We start from the raw sequence: 20,921 nt of genomic DNA, 5'->3' as shown, positions 1-20,921 counted from the left end.
TATGCTCATGACCATCGATACCCACGCCATCGCCGCCGCCGTCAAGGCGGCCCATGTCCAATACGCCGCCGCGCCGGGCGGCGCCAACGCGAGCTATATCCCTTACCTGGCCTCGGTCCCGGCAACGCTCGCGGGCGTGACCGTGGTCACGATTGACGGCCAGGTCTTCGAGACGGGCGACACCCGCTACGAATTCGCCATCGAATCGATCTCCAAGATCGTCACCCTGGCGCTGGCGCTGGAGCAGTACGGAGCCGATGAGATCCAGAAGAAGATCGGTGCCGATCCGACCGGCCTGCCGTTCAACTCGGTGACGGCGCTGGAACTGCATGGTGATCGTCCGATGAGTCCCTTGGTCAACGCCGGCGCCATGGCGACGGTGAGTCTGATCAAGGCGACCGACGCGGAGGACCGCTGGGCGCAGATCCTCGCCATGCAGAGCAAGCTCGCCGGGCGCCAGATCACGCTGTCGGATGAGGTCAACCAATCCGAGCAGACGACCAACTTCCACAACCGCTCCATCGCGTGGCTGCTGTACTCGGCCAACACCGTGTACAGCGATCCCATGGAGGCGTGCGATGTCTATACGCGGCAATGCTCGACCCTCATCACCTGCGCGGACCTGGCCGTGATGGGCGCGACCCTGGCCGCCGGCGGTGTCAATCCGCTGACCAAGGAGCGGGTGCTCACGGCGGATAATGTACCTCACATCCTCGCCGAGATGACGATGGAAGGGCTCTATGACACCTCCGGCGACTGGGCCTACACGGTGGGCCTGCCGGGCAAGAGCGGCGTGGGTGGCGGCATTCTCGCGGTGGTGCCCGGGGTCGCAGCCGTGGCGGGGTTCTCGCCGCCGCTCGACCCTACCGGTAACAGCGTGCGCGGCCAGCTCATGGTGGCGCACGTCGCCAAGGCCATGGGCTGGGACCTCTACCACGTGCCGGGCAGCGGAGGGGCGCCATGAGCATTCCCGGCAGTGAAGCGCCGCGGGGCGGTGCGGGCGGCCCCGCTCGGGCCATGTCGGTGTGGAGTGTCGCGGCACTCGGCATCGGGTCGATGGTTGGCGCCGGCGTCTTCGCCCTGCTCGGCCAGGTGGCGCTGCTGGTGCACGGGGAGACCTGGATCGCCTTCGCGCTCGGCGGGGTGGCGGCGCTCTTCTCCGGATATTCCTATGCACGGCTCGGCGCACGCTACCCGAGCCGCGGCGGCATTATCGACTATTTCCACCTCGGACTCGGCCCGCCGCTCCTGGCGCGCACTCTGTCGATCCTCTATCTGGTGACGCTTGCGCTAACCGTGGCGATGGTGGCAAAGGCCTTCGGCGCCTACGCGGCGCGGATCTTCCATGATCCGCCGACCCATCTGGAGCGCGTCGAGGCCTATTCCACCGGCATCGTCGTGGTGCTTGCCGTACTCAACATGGTGGGATCGGCCGCGGTCGGGCGGGTGGAACTCGGGCTCGTCATCGTCAAGCTCAGTATCCTGGGGCTGCTGATCGCGGTCGGGGCGGCCACCCTGCACCCGGCGATGCTCGAGGTCCACCGGCTACCGGACCCAAATGCGCTGCTCGCGGCCGTCGGGCTCGCCTTCTTCGCCTACGCCGGCTACGGCATGATGGCCAACGCCGCGGCCGATGTCCCCAACCCGGAACGCAGCATGCCGCGTGCCTTTGCGCTGGCCATCGGGGTCGTGCTCGCGCTCTATGTCACGCTCGCGCTGGTGGTGCTCGGCAATGTCAGCCCCGAGACCCTTGCACGCTATGCCGATACCGCGGTCGCCGAGGCCGCCGCCCCGATCCTCGGGCATGCGGGTTTCGTGCTGGTGTCGGTCGCGGCGCTGCTGGCGACGGCCTCGGCGATCAATGCGACGCTCTACTCGATCATCAACATCACGCATGGCATGGGTCAGCGTGGCGCCTTACCGGCCGTGTTGGTGCGCCCGCTTTTCGGCCAGGGCACCACCGGACTGCTGGTGCTGCTCGCGATCATCCTGGTACTCACAAATTTCCTGAACCTCAACGCCATCGCCAGCGTCGCAAGCGCGACCTTCCTGGCGTGCTACCTAGCGGTTTTCGTCGCCGCCTGGCGGTTGCGCCAGGAGATCGGCGCGTCCGCCACGCTGCTGGTGATTGGCTTCGCGATTATGGCGGTCGTCTTCGGCGCCTTCATTGCCAGCTTGGTGCAGGGCGGCCAGCTCATCGAGCTTGGCATCATCATCGCCGCCTGCCTATTGAGCGGGGTGCTGGCGCTGCTGGGCACGAGCGGTGATGCGGCAGCCCCCGCGCCCGGGGCGACCTCGGGCACTGCGAATTGAGCACGACGTCCGCGGACACTCCTGTGACCATCACCGCCACCCAGACCGTCGTCGTGTTCGTGAGCCTGCTGGCGATGTTCAGCCCGCCGGCGACACTCGGGGCCGCCGCCGCGATCCTGAGCGGCGCCCCACGCGCCGTGCAGCGGCGACTGGCCTGGGAGATCGGGCGCAACTATGCGCTGGTGCTGTTGCTCGCGATCTGGCTCGGCCGGTATCTCCTGCTGTTGTTAGGAATCTCCTCGGGCGCACTCACCGCCACCGGCGGGGCCGCGTTGCTCTATCAGGGCCTGCCGTTGATGACGCGCGGTGCCAAGTCGCCGGAGCCGCGGCTGGAGGCATCCAAAGACAGCGTGGCCGCCGGGAGCTCGAACTGGGATCAGCTCGCCGTGGTGCCACTGCTCTTCCCGGTCACCATCGGCGGCGGCACGATCGCCGTGGTGATCGCCGCCGCGGAGCGGTATCCGACCCTGCCGGATCTGGGCGTGTTGAGCGGCGTCATTCTGGCGATGGCCCCGGTCGTCGCCCTGACCTTCCTCGCGGCGGGGCCGGTGAGCGGGCGGCTCTCCACCGGCGCGCAGGACGTGCTCGCACGCTTCTCGGGCATCGTGCTGGTCGCGCTGGCGACGCAGCTGCTCGTCGAGGGTCTGACCGGTCTGGTGGCGGCCACTCCGCTGGGCGTCGCCATCCTCGGCGCCCTGCACCGATGAAGCCTTAGGTCGCACTGCCGCACGCCTTGACTCGCCGAGTTGCGCTGTGCAGACCGGCGCCCGACCCCTTGCAACGGATACCACCAGCGGAGACCCAACGCCATGACCCTGCACCACCGCCTCGTCCCCGACCTTGCCGCGGCCATCGCCTTGGCCCTCTGTTCGGTTTCAGCAAGGGCTCAGGACGCCACCGGGCAGGCCCCGGCGCTGGGCACGACCGACGTCTCCGCTGTCGGCAAGATCGGCCGTGTGCACGACCACCTGCGGCGCGCGACGCTGTGGCAAACCCTCTCCGCCGACCTCAATGGCCTCTACGGCGACTATTCGCGGTTCAAGACCAGAACCAAGGCGCAGACCGGTCTTTCCTGGTCGATGGCGGCGAGCTACCTGCAACAGTGGGGCGAGCCCAACGGCGGCTGGCCAGCCGGTCAGGTACTGGCGACCCCGGGCATCAACTGGGAGCTGTTCAACAGCAAGACCTTCGGCGAGGGGTCGATTCAGGTCGCCTACACGATCGTGCGTTACCCGTGGCGCCAGACCGCCGGGGACGTGACCGGAAACCTGGGGCTGATCACGCCGATCAACGATTTCCCCGGAACCCAGAATACCTTCGCCCAGCTCACCTACACCCAGGCGTTTCCGGGCAACAAGGTGCTGGTGTCGGTCGGGCAGTATCCGTTCTACAACTTCGATGGCAATCAGTACCTCGCCGACCAACAACAGAATTTCAATAATTATCTGTTCGCGCAAAACGGCACCTCGACTTACCCGATTGCCGGCCTTGGCGCCTATGCGCAGATCAACGCGACGAGCACCATTCAGTTCGCCGCAGGCTTCCAGAATGCGGCTGACATCATGGGTGAGAACCTCTCGACCAAGGGGTTCGGCGACGGTGGTTTCGCCTGGTTCGGCTATGCGCAGTGGGCGCCAAAGTTCCGCGGCCTCGGCCCCGCACAATATTCGGTCACCTATTACGATGTCCCGACGGTGCCGTTGCAGCCGACCACGAGTGGCTGGTCACTGAACGCCGTCCAGAACCTAAACGACACCTGGGCCCTATTTGGCCGCGCCAACGGCGCCTGGGCCTATGTCACGCCGATCCGTAACTCCTATGCACTCGGCGGCGCGATGAATAACCCGCTCGGGCGCAGCCCGACCGACCAGATCGGGTTGGCATTCGGCTATAGCGAGGCCGCTCCGGCCCCGACCACCCCGGTCGGCGCGCGCAACGAGAAGGTCATTGAGGCTTATTGGAGTTGGACCTTCTTCCGCGGACTGCTGCTCACGCCTGATGTGCAGTACATCTCGGATCCGGCGCTCGCCCCTAACCGCGACAGCGTCTGGGTGCTGGCGCTGCGCGCCACGCTGATGTTTTGAGCTGTTGCGCCGGGGGTTTACCTATTTATTGTTACCGGAGTCGAGCGTTATGGCCAACAGCGACGTGATACTGGATCTGACCGGGGATATGGAGCGTCTCATCAACGAAGGCCAGGGGCCGGAAGCCATTATGTGTGCACTCTATGACCTTGCCTGGTCACTGCACCAGAGTGGGAATGCCGATCGCTTCGCAATCGGCGATGGCATTTACAGCCTGCGGGATTTGAAACGGATTCAGGACCAGGAGGAGCATGACGCCTTCATCGAACGGCATAGCAACTGCGCTATGATGGCCGGACGCGGATGACCGGCCGTGGCCCATATTGGGTATTTCACGGCTTGCCTCCGACCCCCGGCCCGCGATACGTTGAGCCACCCTCTAATCGATTGCGTCAATCCGAGTACAAGCAGCTCGATAAGAGGCGGTAGCCGGCACAGCGATTCATTCAATGCGCCCCGATGTCCTCCCAACTCATGACCACCGAAGGCTGAAACATGAAAGGCAAAGTGTTTATCAAGACGATGGCGGCCACGCTCGTCGCCGCGACCCTGGGTCTGGCCAATGTCGTACAGGCCGATACGCCGCGGACGGTGCGCAACCCCGGGCTGATGCTCGCCGAAGCGTCCCATGCAGAACACGGGGTCGTCAAGCTCTCGGATGAGGGCTTGCAGGCACTGCGGGCAATCTATGCGGCGCGGCTGGCCATCTTCGAGGGCCTGCCGAAGGAGGCCGAGAAACTTCTCGCAGAGGCCAAGACGGCGCTCGACGAGGCGGCGAAGACGGCCGAGCACCTCGCTTTCAAGTCGACAAGGGCGAACACCGGCACCTTGATTCCAATCGATGCACAACTGTCCTTAGCGGACAATTTGGTCTTCTCCCCGGAGAAGGCGGCGCAGATCGCAAAGGTCAACGGGCACCTGAAACAGGGCGAAAACAAGCAGGCGGTGGAGGTCTTGCGCGAGGCCGGGGTCTATCTCAATCTGACCGCCGTACTGTTGCCGCTCGAACCCACTGTCGGCGATGTGGAAAAGGCCGCCAAGCTGATCGGCGAGGACAAGTTCTACGAGGCCAACCTGGCGCTCAAAGCCGCCGAAGACGGTGTCATTGTCGACTCGCAGAGCTTCCTGGAATGGTTGGAGACAGAGGCTGCGCCCACCGCCAAGGGATGATCCGACGGGGCGCACCCGCGGGATCAGCGCCGCCATCATTGCCCGGGATTGCTGCCTATCCGAGTGGCCGCGGTCTGCTGACCGCGGTCGAGTGGCGCGCGCTGAGGCGGTGTTTCTCGGGAATCCGGCTGCCCGGTATGGAGCGCGGAGGGTCGCAGGGAGTCGGGCGCAGGTCCCGCGGGATGAAGCGGACCTGCGCCCTGCCCTGGCGCGACGGGTGGTTTAGCCACCGGGCGATATGGCGATGCTCCATCGCGCGTGCCAGCCAAGCGCCGTCTGCGCACCGTGATGCAGGAGTTGATGTCTGTCGCCGCGCGCACGATTGCCCGATTGCCACTGGCCGGCGCCTGAAACTGGCTTTCGGTTACGGTGGCCCAATCATCCCAGTCTTCCCGCGCCTCTACGGCCAATTGGCCGCACCCTAAGGTGCTACCGCAGGCCACTGCCCGCGTCACCGCTGCGCTTCCCCCGCGGCGGAACGTGCTGATTCTCCGGCATACTCCCAAGCGTATTCGCGGCGTATTCCGAGACCGGCAACGGAGGTCCCGCGAGCCTTTCTGCCACTCTTAGGACCCCAATTGCGCCGACAAAACTCAGGCTATTAGGCTAGGCCCTCGCGAGAATCTTCGGACAGTAGTGATACCTTGACTACAATCCGGGTTGGCCTCGCGTATGACTGGTCGGCTGGCATTTCCTCTCCCAGGCGGTTTGGCGCCCCTTGCGGCGAGAATTCATATTCGACGTCGACCACTTTGCCCGATTTTCCACCCGTAAGCCGGATGCTCTCTCCCACCCGCGGGATAGACTGCAAGGCGTCGAACTCCACATGCCACGTTTCCCCGGAAATTTCCAGGGCCAAATATTCGGAGTCCAAGCGCTTGAGATCGTCGTTCTTGCTCATCGAACTTTCCCCCCCAGTTGGCCGTTCATTTAGAGTCACATGAGAATAGATGCGTAGTAAGCATAACCGGGAAAGAATTCGCCGTCTAGCAGCCTGTCGGGCTTTCCCACGGTCAGACGGCGGGCGCTTCGGCAGAATAGAGCCCGATCGCTTGAGCCGCGCTGTCGGGCCGCAGTTGTCGCCAGGTTCGATCGACCTCGGCAGTCCGACCCGCACTGGGATTGGCTTGTTGGAGGTGGGTGGCGCGCGAGAACCCGTCAACCGGAATGTCAATGAAAATGAGACTCGGGGGCATCGGATTTAGTGTTGCTCTGGAGGCCCCTGAGGGGCAGTTGAGTTAGTGGCTGGCAGATCGTCACGCGGTGCGCCCGCAGGGTGTCGAGACATTCGCCAGGGGGGTACGGACGGACGCGCCGGGTCCGGGGCGCAATCCGTTCGTGACGCGACTTCAAATAAAGAGCATTCCCAGTGGTGCTGCTGCAGGACACCTACCACCCGCATTATCCCTGCGATCCAACAGGACCAGATCGCACAACCCGGGAACCACTGCTGGCTCGTGCCGGCCCCATTTCCCGCATTCCCCCCATAAAACCGAACTTTCGGCACTCACACCCATCCCCCCTGATCGGGCACCCTGACGGCACCTTCACAGCCGGTCCGGGTCTCCGTCAATGCGCTTCTCCAGGTTTTCAGGGCTGCTCGCCGCGGCACTACTCGCCGCGCCGCCCTCCGCCCTCTGGGCCGAGCCCGCCGCCACCCTGGGCACCATCCTGGGTAGCAGCGACACCGCGATCCGTCGCATGGCCCGGCTGCCGGTGGGCGGCCTCCAGGCGGTCGAGACCACCGACGGGCAACTCCTGTTTATCTCCGACACCGGGCGCTACGTGGTCCGGGGCAACGCCTACGACCTGTGGCACGGCGTGGCCTTGACCTCGCTGGCCCAGGCCGAGGAGCTGGCCGGGCGCATCGATCTGAAGCACCTGAAGCTCGACGTTGCCGACCTGGGTGCGCTCGATCTGGGCACGGGTCCGGAGGTCGTGGCCTTCGTCGACCCGCAATGCCCCCATTGTGCCGCCTTCTTCAAGGATCTGGCGTCGTTGACGGACCGCTATCGGTTCCGGTTGATCCCCGTGCCCATCGGCGAGGACTCCCAGTCCGAGGTGCTGGCCGTGCACTGCCTGGCCACCACCGACCGTGCCGCCGCGCTCGCCGCACTCCTGGAACACCCGACNGACGTGCCGGCGGCGACGGGCACCTGCGGACAGCAGACAGCGCAGCGCACCTTGATCACGGCCCAGATGTTCGGGGTGGGAGGGACCCCCTTCGTGATCGCACCCGATGGACGCCTCCATCAGGGCCGCCCGAATGACCTCGCCGGGTGGCTCGCCGGCACCCCGACGGCAGCGCCCAACGCTGGTGAGGGCGGGCAGTGAGCCGCGTCGGCTGGTGCTGGCCGCTCGCCCTGTTCCCGCTGGCGGTGCTGCCAGGATGCGCCAGCGACAACGCGACCTTCGCCTGCCCTGGATTCCCCAGTCAGCCGCTGTGTTTGCCCACCTCGGCCATCTACCGTCTGACGGACGGGGCCGGCCCACCGCCCGCCGCGGAACGCCGCCCGAGCACCATCACCACCAGTGGGAGCTTCTTATGAAACGCATCAGGCGGGTCGTTGCACTGCTCCTGCTGGGCGTCCTGGCCGGCTGCGCCACGTCCCAACCGCCGGGTCCCAGGGTTGTCGGACCGGATCAACGTCCGGCGCAATTCGCCCCGCAGCGCGTCAGCAGTTCCAAATTTAAGACCATGATGTTATGAAGGGCTCTTCAGAGCTGACTGGAGAGTTCCATGGTAACTTCCGCTGCGGCCGAGTTGCCGCTGTTGACGGCGGGTGTCATGATCAAACAGATTCGCGACACCTTCGACGGCCTACGCGACGTGCGCAAGGGCGGCAACAATCAGCGCTACCTGGTGGCGGACGCGGCGCTCAGTGCGTTTTCCGTCTTTTTTACCCAAAGTCCGTCGTTCCTCGATTATCAGGTGCGGATGCAGAAGGAGCGCGGGCGTAACAATGCCACGTCGTTGTTCGGGGTCCATCAGATTCCCTGCGACCAGCAGAGCCGCAACCTGCTCGACCCGGTGCCCCCGGAGGAACTCGCGCCGCTGTTGATGGACATCGTGGAGGGACTCGGCCGGCTGGGTGCACTGGAGACCCACCGCACCCTCGCCGGCGGCTTCGCGGTCGCACTGGATGGGACGGAGTACTTCTCCTCAACCGCGATTTCGTGTCCCAACTGTTCCAGTCGCACCCTGGCCAACGGTCAGACCCGCCATGTCCATAGCGCCGTCACCCCGGCGCTGGTCGCGCCGGGCCAAGCGACCGTCTTTCCCTTGCCCCCGCGTTCGTTACGCCGCAGGATGGTCACATCAAACAGGACTGCGAACTGGCCGCCAGCGCGCGGTGGTTGCCGCAGTGGGCGCCACGGCTCGCGGCGTTAGGCCCGATCACCTTCCTGGGTGATGACCTGTACTGTCACCAGCCCTTCTGCGAACAGGTCCTGGCCCAACACGGCCACTTTTTGTTCGTGTGCCTGCCCCAGTCCCACCCCACCCTCTATGAGTGGTTGGCGGACTTCGAACGCCAGGGTCCGTTGCCGCGCGTGGTCACCACGCGCTGGACCGGTACCCAACGCCTCACCGATACCTATCGTTACTTCCATCACCTGCCACTGCGCGACAGCGCCGATGCCCTGTCTGTCGACTGGTGCGAGCTGACCACGACCGACGCCGCCGGTCGGGTGCTCTACCGTAACAGTTGGGCCACCTCGCACCAGGTCACCGCCGAGACGGTGGTCGCGATTGCCGCGGTGGGCCGCAGCCGCTGGAAAATCGAGAACGAAAACAACAATACCCTCAAGACCAAGGGCTACCACTTCGAACACAACTATGGCCATGGCAAACAGCACCTGTCCGCTGTGCTGGCAACCCTGATCATCCTGGCCTACCTGGTCCACACCGTCCTCGACTGCCTGGACCAACGCTATCGGGCCGTGCGTGCCCTGTTACCCTCGCGCCAGACCTTCTTCGAACACCTGCGCGCGCTCTCGCAGTATCTGCCTTTCGACTCCTGGGATGACCAGTTTGACTTCATGCTGGAGGGTCTGCGGCCGGCTTCGCGCAAGCCCCGAAGCCGGCCAAATACGGGGTAGGGTCAAATTTGGAATTGCTGGCAGCGCGTGTCGTTCACCAAGCTGGCCGTCTAGCTCGCGGCCTGGGAGGAGGACAAGGGCGATCTGCACGCACCGGCGACCGTGTATGTGGAGGTGGAACCGCCGCGCTGGAGCGACGCTGCCCCATCCACGACCGCGCGGCTGCACGTGGAGTAACGCACTACCAATGGCAAGGCGACTTCGATCTTGATGCCAGGGGTGGTCGATGAAGTCGTTGGCGAACAATCTCCCGCATTCCCCCCCTAAAACCGCACGTTCAGCCCTCACGCCCCGCCCCCCCCATCCGGCACTCTGACGGCACGCCAACTTCCCGTCGAAGCACTCGCCGATGCGTCTCCGCCGTCTCTCATTGCTCGCCCTCGCCGCCGCGATCCTCTCGCCGCCCTGCGCCACGTCGGCCGCGCCCGCCACCACCGGGGCCGGACCCCTGGGTGACGGTCCATCGATCAGCCGCATGGCGCGGTTGCCGGCGGGGGGCATCCAGGCGGTGGAGACCACCGATGGACAGCTCCTGTTCATCACCGACAACGGGCGCTACCTGTTCCGCGGCACCGTCCATGACCTCTGGAACGGGGTCGAACTGACCTCGCTGGTCCAAGCGGAGCGCCTCGCCGGGCACCTTGATCTGGCACGGCTGAAACTCGACCCGGCCGACCTGGGCGCCATCAATGACGGGGCCGGCCGCGAGGTGGTGGTCTTCGTCGACCCGGACTGCGAACACTGCCGCGCGCTCTATGCGGACCTGCCGGCACTTACCGACCGCTACCGGTTTCGCCTCGTCGCGCTGCCGATCGCCGCGCCGTCGCAGTCCGTGGTGCTGGCCCTGCACTGCCTGGCGTCCACCGATCCGGCGGCCGCCCTGCAGGCCCTCTTGGCGCACGACACCCAGTTGCCCGCGCCTCAGGGGACCTGCGGGCAGGGGACCGCCCAACGCACCTTGGTCACCGCCCAGATTCTCGGTATCCGCGGCACCCCCTTCCTGATCGCACCCGATGGGCGCCTGCATCAGGGCCGGCCAGACGATCTCGCCGCTTGGTTGGACGGCGGGGCCGGGGAGGGGACCCCATGACCGGGTGGTCTGCCCAGTGGCTCCCCCGGCCCCTGGTGGTTGCGCTCGGGCTCGCGGTGAGCGCCTGTACGGGCGGCAACGCCACCTATGGGTGCCCGGGACTTCCCGGCCAGCCGCTGTGCCTACCCCCTTCCTCCATTTACGCCCTCACCGCCGGCCAGGGGCCGCCGCCGGCCGCGCAACGCCGCCCGAGCACGCTCAGGAGCGCGCGCCGCCCGCCCTGCTGCGCCGACGCGCAGGCCCAAGACGGCGCGTTTGGCGAGGACACCGTTCGCACCACCACCACCGGGGAACCACCATGACACCGACGACCCGCTTGGCCATCGTGTTGCTCCTGAGCGGTGGCGCCCTTGCCGGCTGCCTCCCGCCGGGCGCCATGCCAGCGACCGTGCGCTCGCAGCCCGTCGACCAGCGCCCCGCCGAGTTCACCCCCAAGCGGCAATCCGCGACCACGATGGCGGTCTGGCTCGCCGCCTGGGAAGACCAACGCGGCGACCTGCATGCGCCGTCCACGGTGTACATCGAAGTGGACCCCACCAAGTGGACCTATGGCGACGCGTCGGCGCCGTCCCGGACCACGGTGCTGCGGCCCCTGCAAATCGAAACCCGCGCGGCGCCCCTCACCACGCCGGGCGATGCCGGCGCTGCGGCCCCCCTGCCACTGCCCGCCGGGTTCCCCATCGGGGCCGGCCAGCGTGGGGTCTGACCCGCCGTCCAACCCGCAACCCATTCCGTGGCCTGGGCGACGCCTGGGCAATCGGCCGCGCCGGCAGCGACCGGCAGTTCCACCATCAAGAGGTCATAAACGTCATGTTTTCCGCAGTCATCAACCCCCGCCCGGCACCGCCGATCGGGCGTCATCAGGGCCGCATGCTCATCCTGCTGCTGGCGCTCACGGTGGTGCTGCTCGCGCCATCGCTCACCTGGGCCGGCACCAGCGGGTCGGAGTTCACCCCCCTCTATACCACCCTGACCGGTTGGATGACCGGTTATCTGGGCCGCGTTATCGCCGCGATCTTCATCATCGTCGGCCTGGTGGCGGGGGTGACCAAGGGTTCGGTGATGGGGTTCGTGATGGGCATCGCCGCCGGGACCGGGCTCTTCCTGGCCCCCAGCGTTATTGACGCCACTGTCTCCGCCACCCTGCCGCTGCTCTGACCCCAAGAGCCTGAACCCACCGGCCTCGCGGCCGAGACGTGACGGGCAACCGTCAGTTTTCAAAAACCATGCGCCATGCAATCACCGTCACCGCCGCCGTCTGGTCCGTCCTGCGACCCCTGTCGCAAGCCGACCGCGACCGCACGCTCAGTGACGCCCTGACGCGCGGTCGCACCACCGCGCTGCGCGTGCAGGTGCGTGACCCGCAGGGCCAGGCGTTGGCCCCCTGCAGTCAGGCCCGCGCCCGCCAGCTGGTCAACCGCGGACGGGCGCACTGGGTACGCCAGCATCCGCCCGTCATTCGCCTCGATCCCTTTATGCCGGCCGGAGAAGCCCCGTGAGTGCCCATCATTTTACCGGCCAACGTGCCGCGAACCTCTTCCCGGCGCTCGCCTTCGACCCGGAGCAGCAGCTGTTCCTGCTCGATGACCGCTCCGTTGGCTTCGGCTACCTCTGCGAGCCGCTGGCCAGTGGTGATCGCGCCCAAGCCGATCGTCTGTCGGTCCTGATCAACCTGGACTGGCCGCCCGATACCCTGATGCAGGTGATCCTCTGGACCTCGCCGGATTTGGAGGAAAAGCTCGCCCGCATGCAGGTCTTGCGCCTGGGGCATGGGGATGATTTGCTGCGGGCCTCGACGCGGCGGCGCGCCGAGTTCCTGCGCGCCGGGGCGAATGCGGCGCTGGGTCCCGGCAGTGATCTGCGCCTGCGCGATCTACAAGTGATCGTCACCGTCAAGCTGCCGCTGGCCGAGCCGGTCCCCACGGCGCACGAGACCCGTGAGGCGACGGAACTCTACGCCACGGCCTTTCAAGTGCTCCACACCGCGGGCCTGCGCCCGGTGCCGCTGAGCGCCGACCGCTATGTGCGCCTGATGGCGACCCTGCTCAATTGGGACCCGCGCGCCGGTTGGCGCGATCGGATCGTCCCCGAATGCGATCCCCATCGCCTCATCCGCGAACAATTCCTGGACCTGATGCACGCGGTGGAAGTGGACAGCAAGGGCATCAACCTGGGCGGCCACCGGGCGCAGACCCTGTCGGTGAAGCGCTTCCCGGACCGCGTGGGCTTCGGCATGGCGGCCCGCTATCTGGGGGATGCGCTGTCGGGCTCCCGCGGCATCCGCCATCCGGTCCTCATCACGCTCAACCTGCGCTTTCCCGATGCCGAGGCGGCGCGGGTGAAACTGACCGCCGGCCGCCAATGGGCCAACCACCAGGCCCTGGGTCCGCTGTCGACCTATTTGCCGGCGCTGGCGTACCGCCGCCAGGGCTTCGAGACGCTCTTCAAATCCCTGGATAACGGCGACCGCCCGGTGCACTGTTACCTTGGCCTGGTCCTCTTCGCCCCGCGGGAGGAGGCGAACGCCGCCGCCTCGAATCTGCGCACCTATTGGCGTGAGCTGGGCTTCCAGGTCATGCCCGATCAATATTTCGCCCTGCCGTTGTTTCTGCACTGTCTGCCGTTTGGGGCGGACCGCGATGCCATCCCACACATGATGCGCTACCGCACCCTGGCGGCCAGCCACGCCACGGCGCTGCTGCCGGTGTTCGGCGACTGGAAGGGCACCGGCGAGCCGGTGCTCAACCTGGTCGGGCGCAACGGTCAGCTGATGGACGTCAACCTGTTCGACTCCCTGACCAACTACAACGCCGTGGTCGCGGCCTCCAGCGGCTCGGGCAAGAGCTTCCTCGCCAACGAGATCATCGCCACCAACCTGAGCGTGGGCGGACGCTGCTGGGTGATCGATGTCGGGCGCAGTTACCAAAACCTGTGCGAGGCCTTCGACGGCCAGTTCATCGCCTTCACCCAGGAGACGCAGATCTCGCTCAACCCGTTTGATCTGATCCGCAACTGGGAAGAGGAGGCGGACGTGATCGCCGCCCTGGTGACGGCCATGGCCGCGCCCACCGAACCCTTGAGCGACTTCCAGACCGCCGGGATCAAGCGGGTCCTCAAGGAACTGTGGGACAGCGTGGGCCATGGCATGACCATCGATGCCATCGCCCAGGCGCTGGGTGCGTGCGACGATCCGCGGCTGACCGACGTGGGGCAGCAACTCTACCCCTTCACCACGGCAGGGGAGTACGGACGCTACTTCCACGGGCGCAACAGCATCGCCTTCGACAAGGATCTGGTGGTGCTGGAACTCGAAGAGCTGAAAGGCCGCAAACACCTGCAACAGGTCATCCTGCTGCAACTGATCTATCAGATCCAGCAGGTCATGTACCTGGGGGACCGTGGCCAACCCAAGCTCGTCTTCATCGACGAGGCGTGGGACTTACTGACCCATGGCGATGTCGCCAAGTTTATCGAAGCCGGGTACCGGCGCTTTCGCAAGTACAACGGGGCAGCGATCACCGTCACCCAGTCGCTCAACGACCTGTACAGCAACCCGACCGGGCGGGCGATTGCCGACAACAGCGCCCACACCATGCTGCTGGCGCAACCGGCCCATGCCATCGACCAGCTGCGCGCCGAGAACCGCCTGCCGATGAGTGAGGGCGGGGCGGAACTGCTCAAGACCGTGCACACCGTCCCCGGCGCCTATTCCGAGATCATGCTCCTGACCGATCGCGGCGCCGGGATCGGGCGGCTGGTGGTCGACCCCTTCCGGCGGCTCTTGTACTCGACGCGCCCGAGCGATGTGGCGGCCATTCGCGAGCTGCGCGCGCAGGGGTTGTCGGTCGCTGACGCGATCAACCGGCTGCTGGAGGGCACCGCCGATGACCTCGCCTGAGCCGGCCCCCATCACGGCGGCGCCGCGCGGTCTGGGTCTGGGCCGCGTCGTCCTGAGCATCGGCGTCCCCCTGATCGCCTTGGTCAGCGGCTATCTGGGTGCGCACCTCGCCCTGCGTCCCGTGGTGGCGGCGCTCGCGACCCGCCCGCCGGTGCTCATCCTCGATCTGGCGCAGGCGGTGCGCGGGCTGGCCCCGGCCCAAGTCGATGCGGTCATCACCCGCCACCGCGCCATCGCCCATCAACTCGCCCAGGGGGGCGTGTTGGTGCTCGATGCCCAGGCGGTGCTGGAGGCGCCGCCGACGCTGGTGCTGCCAGCCCAGAATCAGGAGCGCGTCCAATGACCATTGCACCATCGCACCCGCTGGTGACCAGCCGCTTCTGGTGGCGCGCGGGTCCGAGCCTGCTCCTCCTGGCCGGGCTGGGGGTGTATCTGAGCGCGCGCTTTCACCTCGGCATTGATGCGCAGGTCCATAAGTGCCTTCCGCCCTCCAGCGTCTGGCTGATCGACCGCCACGATCGGCGCCTCACGCGGGACACGACCGTCGCCTTCGTCGCCGGCCGCACCATGGCGCCGTTCTTTGCGCCCGGCCAGATCGTGATCAAGCGCCTGGCGGGAGTCCCCGGCGACCGGGTCGCGGTGACCCCGCAGCGGACCACGGTCAACGGCGTCCCGGTCGGGGCGGGGCTGGCACTGGCGTCGACCCTGCACCGCCCGCCGTCCGCCTTCGTCCGCGAGGAAGCGCTCGGGCCGGATGCGCTGTGGATGATGGGCGGGACCGACGACAGCTTCGATTCCCGCTATTGGGGGTCCCTGCCGGGGACGCAACTGCTTGGGAGGGCCTATGCCATCGACTAAGTTCGCCATGGGGTTCGCGGGTCTCCTGCTCGCGCTGACGTACGGGCCAATACGTGGCCCCGCCGCCGACGATCTGGACGGTCTGAGCGCCATTCGCGATCAGGCCGCCGCGATCGAGGCGGGTGCCGGTGCGGTGCAAGCGCCGTCGTGGCTACAACCGGCCGCGCCATCCACCGACGCGACCGCGGGCGACGCCCTTGGCCGTGATGCGCTGGCGCGGTATGGGCAGACACCGTCCGCCGTTGCGGCCTGCGACGGCCTGGGTCAGTCTTGCGGTACGCCGCAGACCCCGCGCTCCCCGGTGGCCGGCACCGACGCCGGACTAGACATCGTCTACACCGTCTTCGTCTCGCGTTCCCTGGGCGCCGCGGCTCTGCGTACGATCTTCGCGTCTGCCCGGAGCCCGGACGTGCGGATCGTCCTGCGCGGCGTCCATCCGGGTGAGCCGATGATGGATGCCATCCGCGACATCCAAGCCCTCCTGAAGGATCTGGACCCGCTACCGAATGTCGCACTCGATCCGACCCCCTTCCGTGACGCGGGGGTCACCGTGGTGCCCGTCATCATCGCGCGCGACGCCACCGGCGAGTTGGCTCGGGTCAGCGGCCTGTCCGCACCCGACTGGCTGCGCGCCACGCTGCGCGCGGGCACTCGTGGGGATTTGGGGGTGCGCGGACCCGTGGCCGCGATCAGCGAGCCCGACCTGATCGCGGAGCTGCAGCGCCGCCTGGCGGCGTTGGATCTCAACGCGCTGCGGGAGGGCGCCATCGGGCGCTACTGGCAACGCGCCACGTTCGCGTCCCTGCCGCTCGTCACCGTGGCCCGCGAGCGCCGCATCGATCCGACCATCACGGCCAGTGCGGACCTGCTGCTGCCGGACGGGACACCGCTGATCCATGCCGGCCAGACCGTCAATCCGCTGGAGCACCTGCCCTTCACCCAGCGTCTGGTGGTTTTCGACGCGTCCGACCCGCGCCAGGTCGAGACCGCGCGGCGTCTCGGGCAGACCGCCGGGACGCAGCGCCCATTCTATCTGGTGACCGCACTGGAGCGCGCCCGCGGCTGGGAGGGCCTGCGCGCCGTTGAGGACCAACTCGATGCTCCGGTCTATCTGCTGACCCCGGATGTACGGACCCGCTTCGCCCTGGAGCGCGTGCCGTCCCTGGTCGAAGCCCGCGGGCGGGTGTTCGTGGTCAGTGAGGTCCCCGTCAACCAGTCACCGGAGGTGCCGTGATGGCCGCACGCGCGGTTGCGATGAGGCGGTCGGCCCGCGGGGTCGTGCGCCCACTGCTCGTTCTATTCCTGACGGTGTTGGGCACCGTGCCGACATCCGTGTCCGCAGCCGATGTCGATGCCGGCTGCCCAGACGCCCAGGTGTTCTCCGGCAAACTGCTCACCGACATCTGCTGGGGCTGTTTGTTTCCGGTGCGCATCGCCGGGTTGCCCATCGGCGGCGGGACGATCCCCGCCGGGGCCTCGGACCAGCCGGCGTGTCTGTGTAACGACACCGCGGGGCTTCCGCACCCGGGCCTTACGATCAGCCTGTGGGAACCGGCCCGGCTGGTCGAGTTAACGCGGGCGCCGGGCTGCTCCCCCACGCTCGGGGGTATCCGCCTGCCGCTGGGCAGTCGGCGGCTGCTCGGAACCTCCGGTAAAAGCGAGCATGACGCGAGCGATGGCGCCTTCCAGAACTATCACTGGTATGCCTTCCCGCTGCTGATCCTCCTGGATCTCTTCTTCGATAGCCGCTGCAACCACGACGGCCTGGTCGACGTCGACATCCTCTACCTGTCGGAGCTCGATCCGACCTGGAACAACGACGAACTGGCCTTCTTCACCAACCCCGAGGCCGCCTGGCTCGCCCAGCCGGTGGCGCTGGCCGCGTGCCTGGGGGATGCCGCCGCGGCCACCGCCGGCACACCCATCGATGCATTGTTCTGGTGCGCCGGCACCTGGGGGAATCTGTACCCCTTCAGTGGTCACCAAGGGGCGTCCGGGTCGCCTGCCCGCGCCACCAGTCTGTCGGCGACGCGCGCCTTGGCGGCCCTGCACCGCCGGGGCTTGGCCCGCCGTACCATGGGCGCGGATGCCGCCTGCGAGGCGCCCATTGATGTCTTCATGAAAAAGAGCCAGTACCAGCTCTCGATGTTCTATCCCCTGCCGGAAACCCAGCGCGCCCACGTCATCGGTGAGAGCCCCTTCCGGTGGGGCGAGTGGCGCAATATCCCCGGTCCCGGCGAGGACCATGTGTACCTGCTGTGGCGCTGGATGGATTGCTGTGTCGCCCTCTTCTAAGCCCGGACCCCGGCGGTGGTTGACGCGCCTCCTGGCAGGTCTCGTGAGCATCGCCGTCGTGTGGGTCCCCTGGGCCTTGGTCTGGGGCGATGACTTTCGCGCGGCGGCGCAACATGGCCAGGCAACCGGAGAAGGGGCACGCGGTGCCTTCGCCGTGCCGACGACCACGGGCGACACCCTGCAACTGATGCCCGGAAAGGCGAGCGGCGATGTGTCCTATAGCACACTGTTCCCCGGTGCGCAGTCCGGCAGCCCCAGCGATTTCAGTGCGCTCTTCGGCAACCATGCCGGGACCCTGATCCAGGGCCAGCACGCCCAAGCCACGCTGTTGAACGACCCCGCGGCCACCGGCGGGGCCTATCGCACCCTGCGCGCGACCGTCGACCGCTCGCGACCGGATATGCGTATGGACCCCCTGTGGTCCCAGACCGACGAGGTCATCACCAACTTCGCACAGATCAGCCGAACCTTCGCCGACTGCTCGCTCAGCACCACCTTCACCACGGGGGAGCGGCAGGCGCATGTCCCGGAGTACCGGACCTGCGACCGTCTGGAGGATCACGCGGGGGCCTGTTCGGTGTTCCATGACTACACCATGATCGCGTTGGTCACGGCCTGGGGCGGGGCGACGGTCCAGTCGTGCGGGAGCGGCTGTACCCAGATCAGCTATCGCCAGGCGGACACGCCGCATGAAGACATGGGCACGAACTATCCGGCGTACCGCGCGCCCCAGACCTTCGGTTACACGGTCAGCGACAGCAGTCGAATCACCAGCGCGTCGGTCGCCGTCGCGCCGCGCGCCCCGTCCGCGTTGGACTTTCAGATCGATCAGTATACCGAGCGTTACAGCGTGGCGTTCGATGGGTATGCCTATGCGGATACGAGCACGGCGTCGTTTGATGCCGTGAACCGCCCGGCCATCACGATGGAATGGACCGCCAATCTCAAGGATGGCGCGTCGTTCACCGTGGGGAACGACTATGCCTTTCGCACCACCGGGCCGCGGCAGTGGTGGCGCGCCTCCAGTGCCTACACCGTGACGGTCACCCTGCGGCACGCCCCGCTGGTGCAGGAGCGCGGCTGGTCGAACACGCCGTCCTGCGTCAAGATGGCGACCGCGCTGGCGGCCAATGGGGGCTTCTGCCAAGGCAGCATCACCTGCCGCGGCGCCCCGCCCCTCGACGCCAACGGGTGTTACACCAGCGGCGGCACGAACGTGTGCCCGGGGGACTTGCAGCCGTCGCCGATCCCCGGCCAAAGTCCGTTCTGTACGCAAGTCGAGGTGGCCGCCGACTGCTCGGGCTTCAACCGTGGCCAGATGGCGTGCTGGACCGACCCCCAGGGCAATCAACAGTGTCCATTCAACGAGGGGAACAATCCGACCGACTGCACGGCGCTGGAGCAGAATCCGCAGTGCGGGTTCATCAAGTCCGCCTGCGTCGAGGGGGCGCAGGATGCCAACGGGCACTGCTACCTCCACGAGGAAACCTGGGACTGCGGGGCGCTGGCGCGTATCCCGGTGCTCGATCGGCAGTCCACCATGAACTGTGCCGGGCCGGTGCGCTGCATGGGGACCGATTGCGCCAGCTTCCCGAGCGAGCAATCCGCCGATTTCGCGCAGGCGGCGGCGACGCTGCAGGCCGCCCAGATGGCCGCGTCCGATATGCAGTGCGATCCCGGGGGCGACTGCGTGGTGTTTGCCGGCGAGGCCGCGGAGTGCAAGCGGGCGGTCGGGGGGATCGTCAACTGCTGCAAAACGCCCGGGACCACCAACCTGTCGGATTACCTGGATCTGGTGATCGGCATGAGCAAGATCGACCATGCCCTGCTGGCGATGGATCATCAGAATGTCGTGCGTGGCGCCTGGGAGACACTGCGCGGTCCGGTGGCCTCGACCTGGAGCGCGGTGCAGGAGACCTTCACCAGTGCGGCGAACACCCTGATGGGTAATGTGGCGCCGTCAGCCACCGACGCCGCCGCCAAGGTCGCCACTGAGGGCGTCTCCCAACTCATCATGCAGCAGACCGCCGAGTGGGCCGCGCAACTGTTCGGTGACGCCGCGGTGAATCTGCTGTTCTCCACCACCGCGGGTGGCTCCGCCGTCGTCAATGGCGCCGTCCAAGGGACGCTGCAATTGGGGGGCGGGGCGGCGATCCTCGGCACGGTGCTGGCGGTGGTCATGTGGGCCTATCTGATTTATCAGATCGTGATGATCCTGATCAAGCTCATCTGGACCTGCGAACAGGACGAGTTCGCGTTGGGGGCGAAACGCGAGTTGAAATCGTGCGTGCGCGTCGGCGGGTACTGCAAGTCGGATGTCCTGGGCTGGTGCGTGGAGAAACGCGATGCCTACTGCTGCTTCACCACCCCACTGGCGCGGATTCTCCAGGAGCAGCTGCGCCCGCAGTTGGGGCTGGGCTGGGGGGAGCCCAAGCAGCCGGACTGCGCGGGGCTGAAGGTCGCGGACTTCGGCCGCGTCGACTGGAATCAGGTGAACCTCGACGAGTGGCTCGGGATCCTGGTGCAGACCGGCCATTTCCCGACGTTGGAAAAGCTCAACATCGAAGACCTGACCGGCATGGGCAGCGCGTTGGCGGTGGACGGTCAGCGCCCGAACGCCGCGGTACGCTCCACGGCCCGCGCCGATGGACTGTCGGGCGATCAGGTGCGCCATGATGCGGAGCATGATGCCTGGGGCGCGACCTTGCCGGCGCTCCCGGGGACACGGCCGCCGTGACGCGGGTGCGGCGCGCGGCGCCGCCGAGTTGGCCGCGGTGCCGACCAACGGCTGACCGGTTGTCATGTTTTCGTGGTAAGCGATGATGACGCAACAGCAATCAGGCGGCGTGGGGCGCGCCGCTGACCGGGTTATGCACAACGATTGTGGATAAGTTGCCGGAGGTTCGGTCTGGGTCTTCGCCACGGTGCGGAGCGCCGCCCTGGTCACGCCCCAACAGACCATCCATCAGCGGGCCTGGTGGCGGGCGTTCCGCCAGGTCGCCGCCAAGCCCGTGGACGGTGTGATCGTGGGTCGCCGCGCCGCAACCATTCGTGCGGCGGTCGAACGCGACGATCGGTCCCAGCGTCGTGGACCGGGGGTTCGCGCAGGCCG

General features: G+C 67.0%; 21 protein-coding genes and 3 pseudogenes. 23 read left to right on the top strand and 1 reads right to left on the bottom strand.

The window, feature by feature from the left end:
• The first annotated feature begins 7 nt into the window (after positions 1-7).
• The 6 genes from glsA (at position 8) to A39O_RS32690 (ending at position 5,567) form a co-directional block, all read left to right on the top strand.
• Positions 8-964, top strand: coding sequence for a glutaminase A (gene glsA / locus A39O_RS0108605; protein WP_026199249.1), 957 nt, complete (start codon positions 8-10; stop codon positions 962-964).
• Complete coding sequence (locus tag A39O_RS32700) at positions 961-2,313, top strand: APC family permease (RefSeq protein WP_020504263.1); 1,353 nt, start codon at positions 961-963, stop codon at positions 2,311-2,313. Before glsA ends, A39O_RS32700 begins: the two co-directional genes overlap by 4 nt.
• 23 nt (positions 2,314-2,336) lie before the next feature.
• Complete coding sequence (locus A39O_RS0108595; protein ID WP_020504262.1) at positions 2,337-3,020, top strand: MarC family protein; 684 nt, start codon at positions 2,337-2,339, stop codon at positions 3,018-3,020.
• A gap of 102 nt (positions 3,021-3,122) precedes the next feature.
• Positions 3,123-4,397 (top strand): carbohydrate porin, encoded by a 1,275-nt coding sequence (locus A39O_RS32695; protein ID WP_020504261.1) that lies wholly within the window; start codon positions 3,123-3,125, stop codon positions 4,395-4,397.
• 49 nt (positions 4,398-4,446) lie between these two features.
• On the top strand, positions 4,447-4,704 hold the full coding sequence (locus A39O_RS0108585) for a hypothetical protein (protein ID WP_020504260.1): 258 nt from the start codon (positions 4,447-4,449) through the stop codon (positions 4,702-4,704).
• A gap of 188 nt (positions 4,705-4,892) precedes the next feature.
• Complete coding sequence (locus A39O_RS32690; protein WP_020504259.1) at positions 4,893-5,567, top strand: YfdX family protein; 675 nt, start codon at positions 4,893-4,895, stop codon at positions 5,565-5,567.
• Positions 5,568-6,168: 601 nt separating this feature from the next.
• Here the strand turns inward: A39O_RS32690 and A39O_RS0108575 are convergent.
• On the bottom strand, positions 6,169-6,468 hold the full coding sequence (locus A39O_RS0108575; RefSeq protein WP_020504258.1) for a hypothetical protein: 300 nt from the start codon (positions 6,466-6,468) through the stop codon (positions 6,169-6,171).
• A gap of 671 nt (positions 6,469-7,139) precedes the next feature.
• Here A39O_RS0108575 and A39O_RS0108565 point away from each other — a divergent pair.
• From A39O_RS0108565 to A39O_RS43500, 17 genes and pseudogenes are all read left to right on the top strand, one after another.
• Positions 7,140-7,901: a DsbC family protein gene (locus tag A39O_RS0108565; protein ID WP_020504256.1), complete on the top strand. Its 762-nt coding sequence runs from the start codon at positions 7,140-7,142 to the stop codon at positions 7,899-7,901.
• Positions 7,898-8,116, top strand: a complete 219-nt coding sequence (locus A39O_RS0108560) for a hypothetical protein (RefSeq protein ID WP_020504255.1) — start codon at positions 7,898-7,900, stop codon at positions 8,114-8,116. The genes A39O_RS0108565 and A39O_RS0108560 overlap by 4 nt, the downstream gene beginning before the upstream one ends.
• Entirely contained in the window at positions 8,113-8,277 is a 165-nt protein-coding gene (locus A39O_RS41685; protein ID WP_020504254.1) for a hypothetical protein, read from the top strand. Before A39O_RS0108560 ends, A39O_RS41685 begins: the two co-directional genes overlap by 4 nt.
• A 78-nt stretch (positions 8,278-8,355) precedes the next feature.
• A pseudogene (locus A39O_RS32685) lies at positions 8,356-9,569 on the top strand (ISNCY family transposase); the annotation flags it as partial.
• A gap of 165 nt (positions 9,570-9,734) precedes the next feature.
• Positions 9,735-9,845, top strand: a pseudogene (locus A39O_RS43505) (TraV family lipoprotein); the annotation flags it as partial.
• Positions 9,846-10,017: 172 nt separating this feature from the next.
• Positions 10,018-10,758 carry a DsbC family protein gene (locus tag A39O_RS0108545; RefSeq protein ID WP_020504253.1) on the top strand — a complete coding sequence of 247 codons (741 nt, stop codon included), beginning with the start codon at positions 10,018-10,020 and terminating at the stop codon, positions 10,756-10,758.
• On the top strand, positions 10,755-11,060 hold the full coding sequence (locus tag A39O_RS38105; protein WP_211211556.1) for a hypothetical protein: 306 nt from the start codon (positions 10,755-10,757) through the stop codon (positions 11,058-11,060). Before A39O_RS0108545 ends, A39O_RS38105 begins: the two co-directional genes overlap by 4 nt.
• Positions 11,057-11,464, top strand: coding sequence for a TraV family lipoprotein (locus tag A39O_RS0108540; protein ID WP_020504252.1), 408 nt, complete (start codon positions 11,057-11,059; stop codon positions 11,462-11,464). Before A39O_RS38105 ends, A39O_RS0108540 begins: the two co-directional genes overlap by 4 nt.
• A 104-nt stretch (positions 11,465-11,568) precedes the next feature.
• The gene (traA, locus tag A39O_RS0108535) at positions 11,569-11,916 is read left to right on the top strand and encodes a TraA family conjugative transfer protein (protein ID WP_020504251.1); all 348 of its coding nucleotides are present in this window, start codon (positions 11,569-11,571) and stop codon (positions 11,914-11,916) included.
• A 68-nt stretch (positions 11,917-11,984) separates the two neighbouring features.
• Complete coding sequence (locus A39O_RS0108530; protein WP_157639861.1) at positions 11,985-12,257, top strand: RRXRR domain-containing protein; 273 nt, start codon at positions 11,985-11,987, stop codon at positions 12,255-12,257.
• Complete coding sequence (traC, locus tag A39O_RS0108525) at positions 12,254-14,656, top strand: type IV secretion system protein TraC (RefSeq protein ID WP_020504249.1); 2,403 nt, start codon at positions 12,254-12,256, stop codon at positions 14,654-14,656. Before A39O_RS0108530 ends, traC begins: the two co-directional genes overlap by 4 nt.
• A complete protein-coding gene (locus A39O_RS0108520) occupies positions 14,643-14,999 on the top strand; it encodes a hypothetical protein (RefSeq protein ID WP_020504248.1) in 357 nt (118 codons plus the stop codon). The genes traC and A39O_RS0108520 overlap by 14 nt, the downstream gene beginning before the upstream one ends.
• Positions 14,996-15,514, top strand: a complete 519-nt coding sequence (locus tag A39O_RS0108515) for a S26 family signal peptidase (RefSeq protein WP_020504247.1) — start codon at positions 14,996-14,998, stop codon at positions 15,512-15,514. Before A39O_RS0108520 ends, A39O_RS0108515 begins: the two co-directional genes overlap by 4 nt.
• Positions 15,501-16,748, top strand: a complete 1,248-nt coding sequence (locus A39O_RS0108510) for a TrbC family F-type conjugative pilus assembly protein (protein WP_245561843.1) — start codon at positions 15,501-15,503, stop codon at positions 16,746-16,748. Before A39O_RS0108515 ends, A39O_RS0108510 begins: the two co-directional genes overlap by 14 nt.
• Positions 16,748-17,809 (top strand): TraU family protein, encoded by a 1,062-nt coding sequence (locus A39O_RS0108505; protein ID WP_020504245.1) that lies wholly within the window; start codon positions 16,748-16,750, stop codon positions 17,807-17,809. The genes A39O_RS0108510 and A39O_RS0108505 overlap by 1 nt, the downstream gene beginning before the upstream one ends.
• A 43-nt stretch (positions 17,810-17,852) precedes the next feature.
• The gene (gene traN, locus A39O_RS0108500) at positions 17,853-20,546 is read left to right on the top strand and encodes a conjugal transfer mating pair stabilization protein TraN (RefSeq protein ID WP_245561840.1); all 2,694 of its coding nucleotides are present in this window, start codon (positions 17,853-17,855) and stop codon (positions 20,544-20,546) included.
• 184 nt (positions 20,547-20,730) lie between these two features.
• Positions 20,731-20,886 (top strand): annotated as a pseudogene (locus A39O_RS43500) (hypothetical protein); the annotation flags it as partial.
• Positions 20,887-20,921: the final 35 nt, after the last annotated feature.

The organism is Lamprocystis purpurea DSM 4197 (assembly GCF_000379525.1).
GTDB classification, from domain to species: Bacteria; Pseudomonadota; Gammaproteobacteria; order Chromatiales; family Chromatiaceae; genus Thiodictyon; species Thiodictyon purpureum.
The sequence above is the reverse complement of the archived record's forward strand: the minus strand, read 5'-3'. Positions and strand labels throughout refer to the sequence as shown.

What these genes read in the sequence shown, in the direction of transcription:
- glsA (WP_026199249.1), top strand. Translation starts at nt 8, where the DNA reads ATGACCATCGATACCCACGCCATCGCCGCCGCCGTCAAGGCGGCCCAT.
- A39O_RS32700 (WP_020504263.1), top strand. Translation starts at nt 961, where the DNA reads ATGAGCATTCCCGGCAGTGAAGCGCCGCGGGGCGGTGCGGGCGGCCCC.
- A39O_RS32695 (WP_020504261.1), top strand. Translation starts at nt 3,123, where the DNA reads ATGACCCTGCACCACCGCCTCGTCCCCGACCTTGCCGCGGCCATCGCC.
- A39O_RS0108585 (WP_020504260.1), top strand. Translation starts at nt 4,447, where the DNA reads ATGGCCAACAGCGACGTGATACTGGATCTGACCGGGGATATGGAGCGT.
- A39O_RS32690 (WP_020504259.1), top strand. Translation starts at nt 4,893, where the DNA reads ATGAAAGGCAAAGTGTTTATCAAGACGATGGCGGCCACGCTCGTCGCC.
- A39O_RS0108575 (WP_020504258.1), bottom strand. Translation starts at nt 6,468, where the DNA reads ATGAGCAAGAACGACGATCTCAAGCGCTTGGACTCCGAATATTTGGCC.
- A39O_RS41685 (WP_020504254.1), top strand. Translation starts at nt 8,113, where the DNA reads ATGAAACGCATCAGGCGGGTCGTTGCACTGCTCCTGCTGGGCGTCCTG.
- A39O_RS0108545 (WP_020504253.1), top strand. Translation starts at nt 10,018, where the DNA reads ATGCGTCTCCGCCGTCTCTCATTGCTCGCCCTCGCCGCCGCGATCCTC.
- A39O_RS38105 (WP_211211556.1), top strand. Translation starts at nt 10,755, where the DNA reads ATGACCGGGTGGTCTGCCCAGTGGCTCCCCCGGCCCCTGGTGGTTGCG.
- A39O_RS0108540 (WP_020504252.1), top strand. Translation starts at nt 11,057, where the DNA reads ATGACACCGACGACCCGCTTGGCCATCGTGTTGCTCCTGAGCGGTGGC.
- traA (WP_020504251.1), top strand. Translation starts at nt 11,569, where the DNA reads ATGTTTTCCGCAGTCATCAACCCCCGCCCGGCACCGCCGATCGGGCGT.
- A39O_RS0108530 (WP_157639861.1), top strand. Translation starts at nt 11,985, where the DNA reads ATGCGCCATGCAATCACCGTCACCGCCGCCGTCTGGTCCGTCCTGCGA.
- A39O_RS0108520 (WP_020504248.1), top strand. Translation starts at nt 14,643, where the DNA reads ATGACCTCGCCTGAGCCGGCCCCCATCACGGCGGCGCCGCGCGGTCTG.
- A39O_RS0108515 (WP_020504247.1), top strand. Translation starts at nt 14,996, where the DNA reads ATGACCATTGCACCATCGCACCCGCTGGTGACCAGCCGCTTCTGGTGG.
- A39O_RS0108510 (WP_245561843.1), top strand. Translation starts at nt 15,501, where the DNA reads ATGCCATCGACTAAGTTCGCCATGGGGTTCGCGGGTCTCCTGCTCGCG.
- A39O_RS0108505 (WP_020504245.1), top strand. Translation starts at nt 16,748, where the DNA reads ATGGCCGCACGCGCGGTTGCGATGAGGCGGTCGGCCCGCGGGGTCGTG.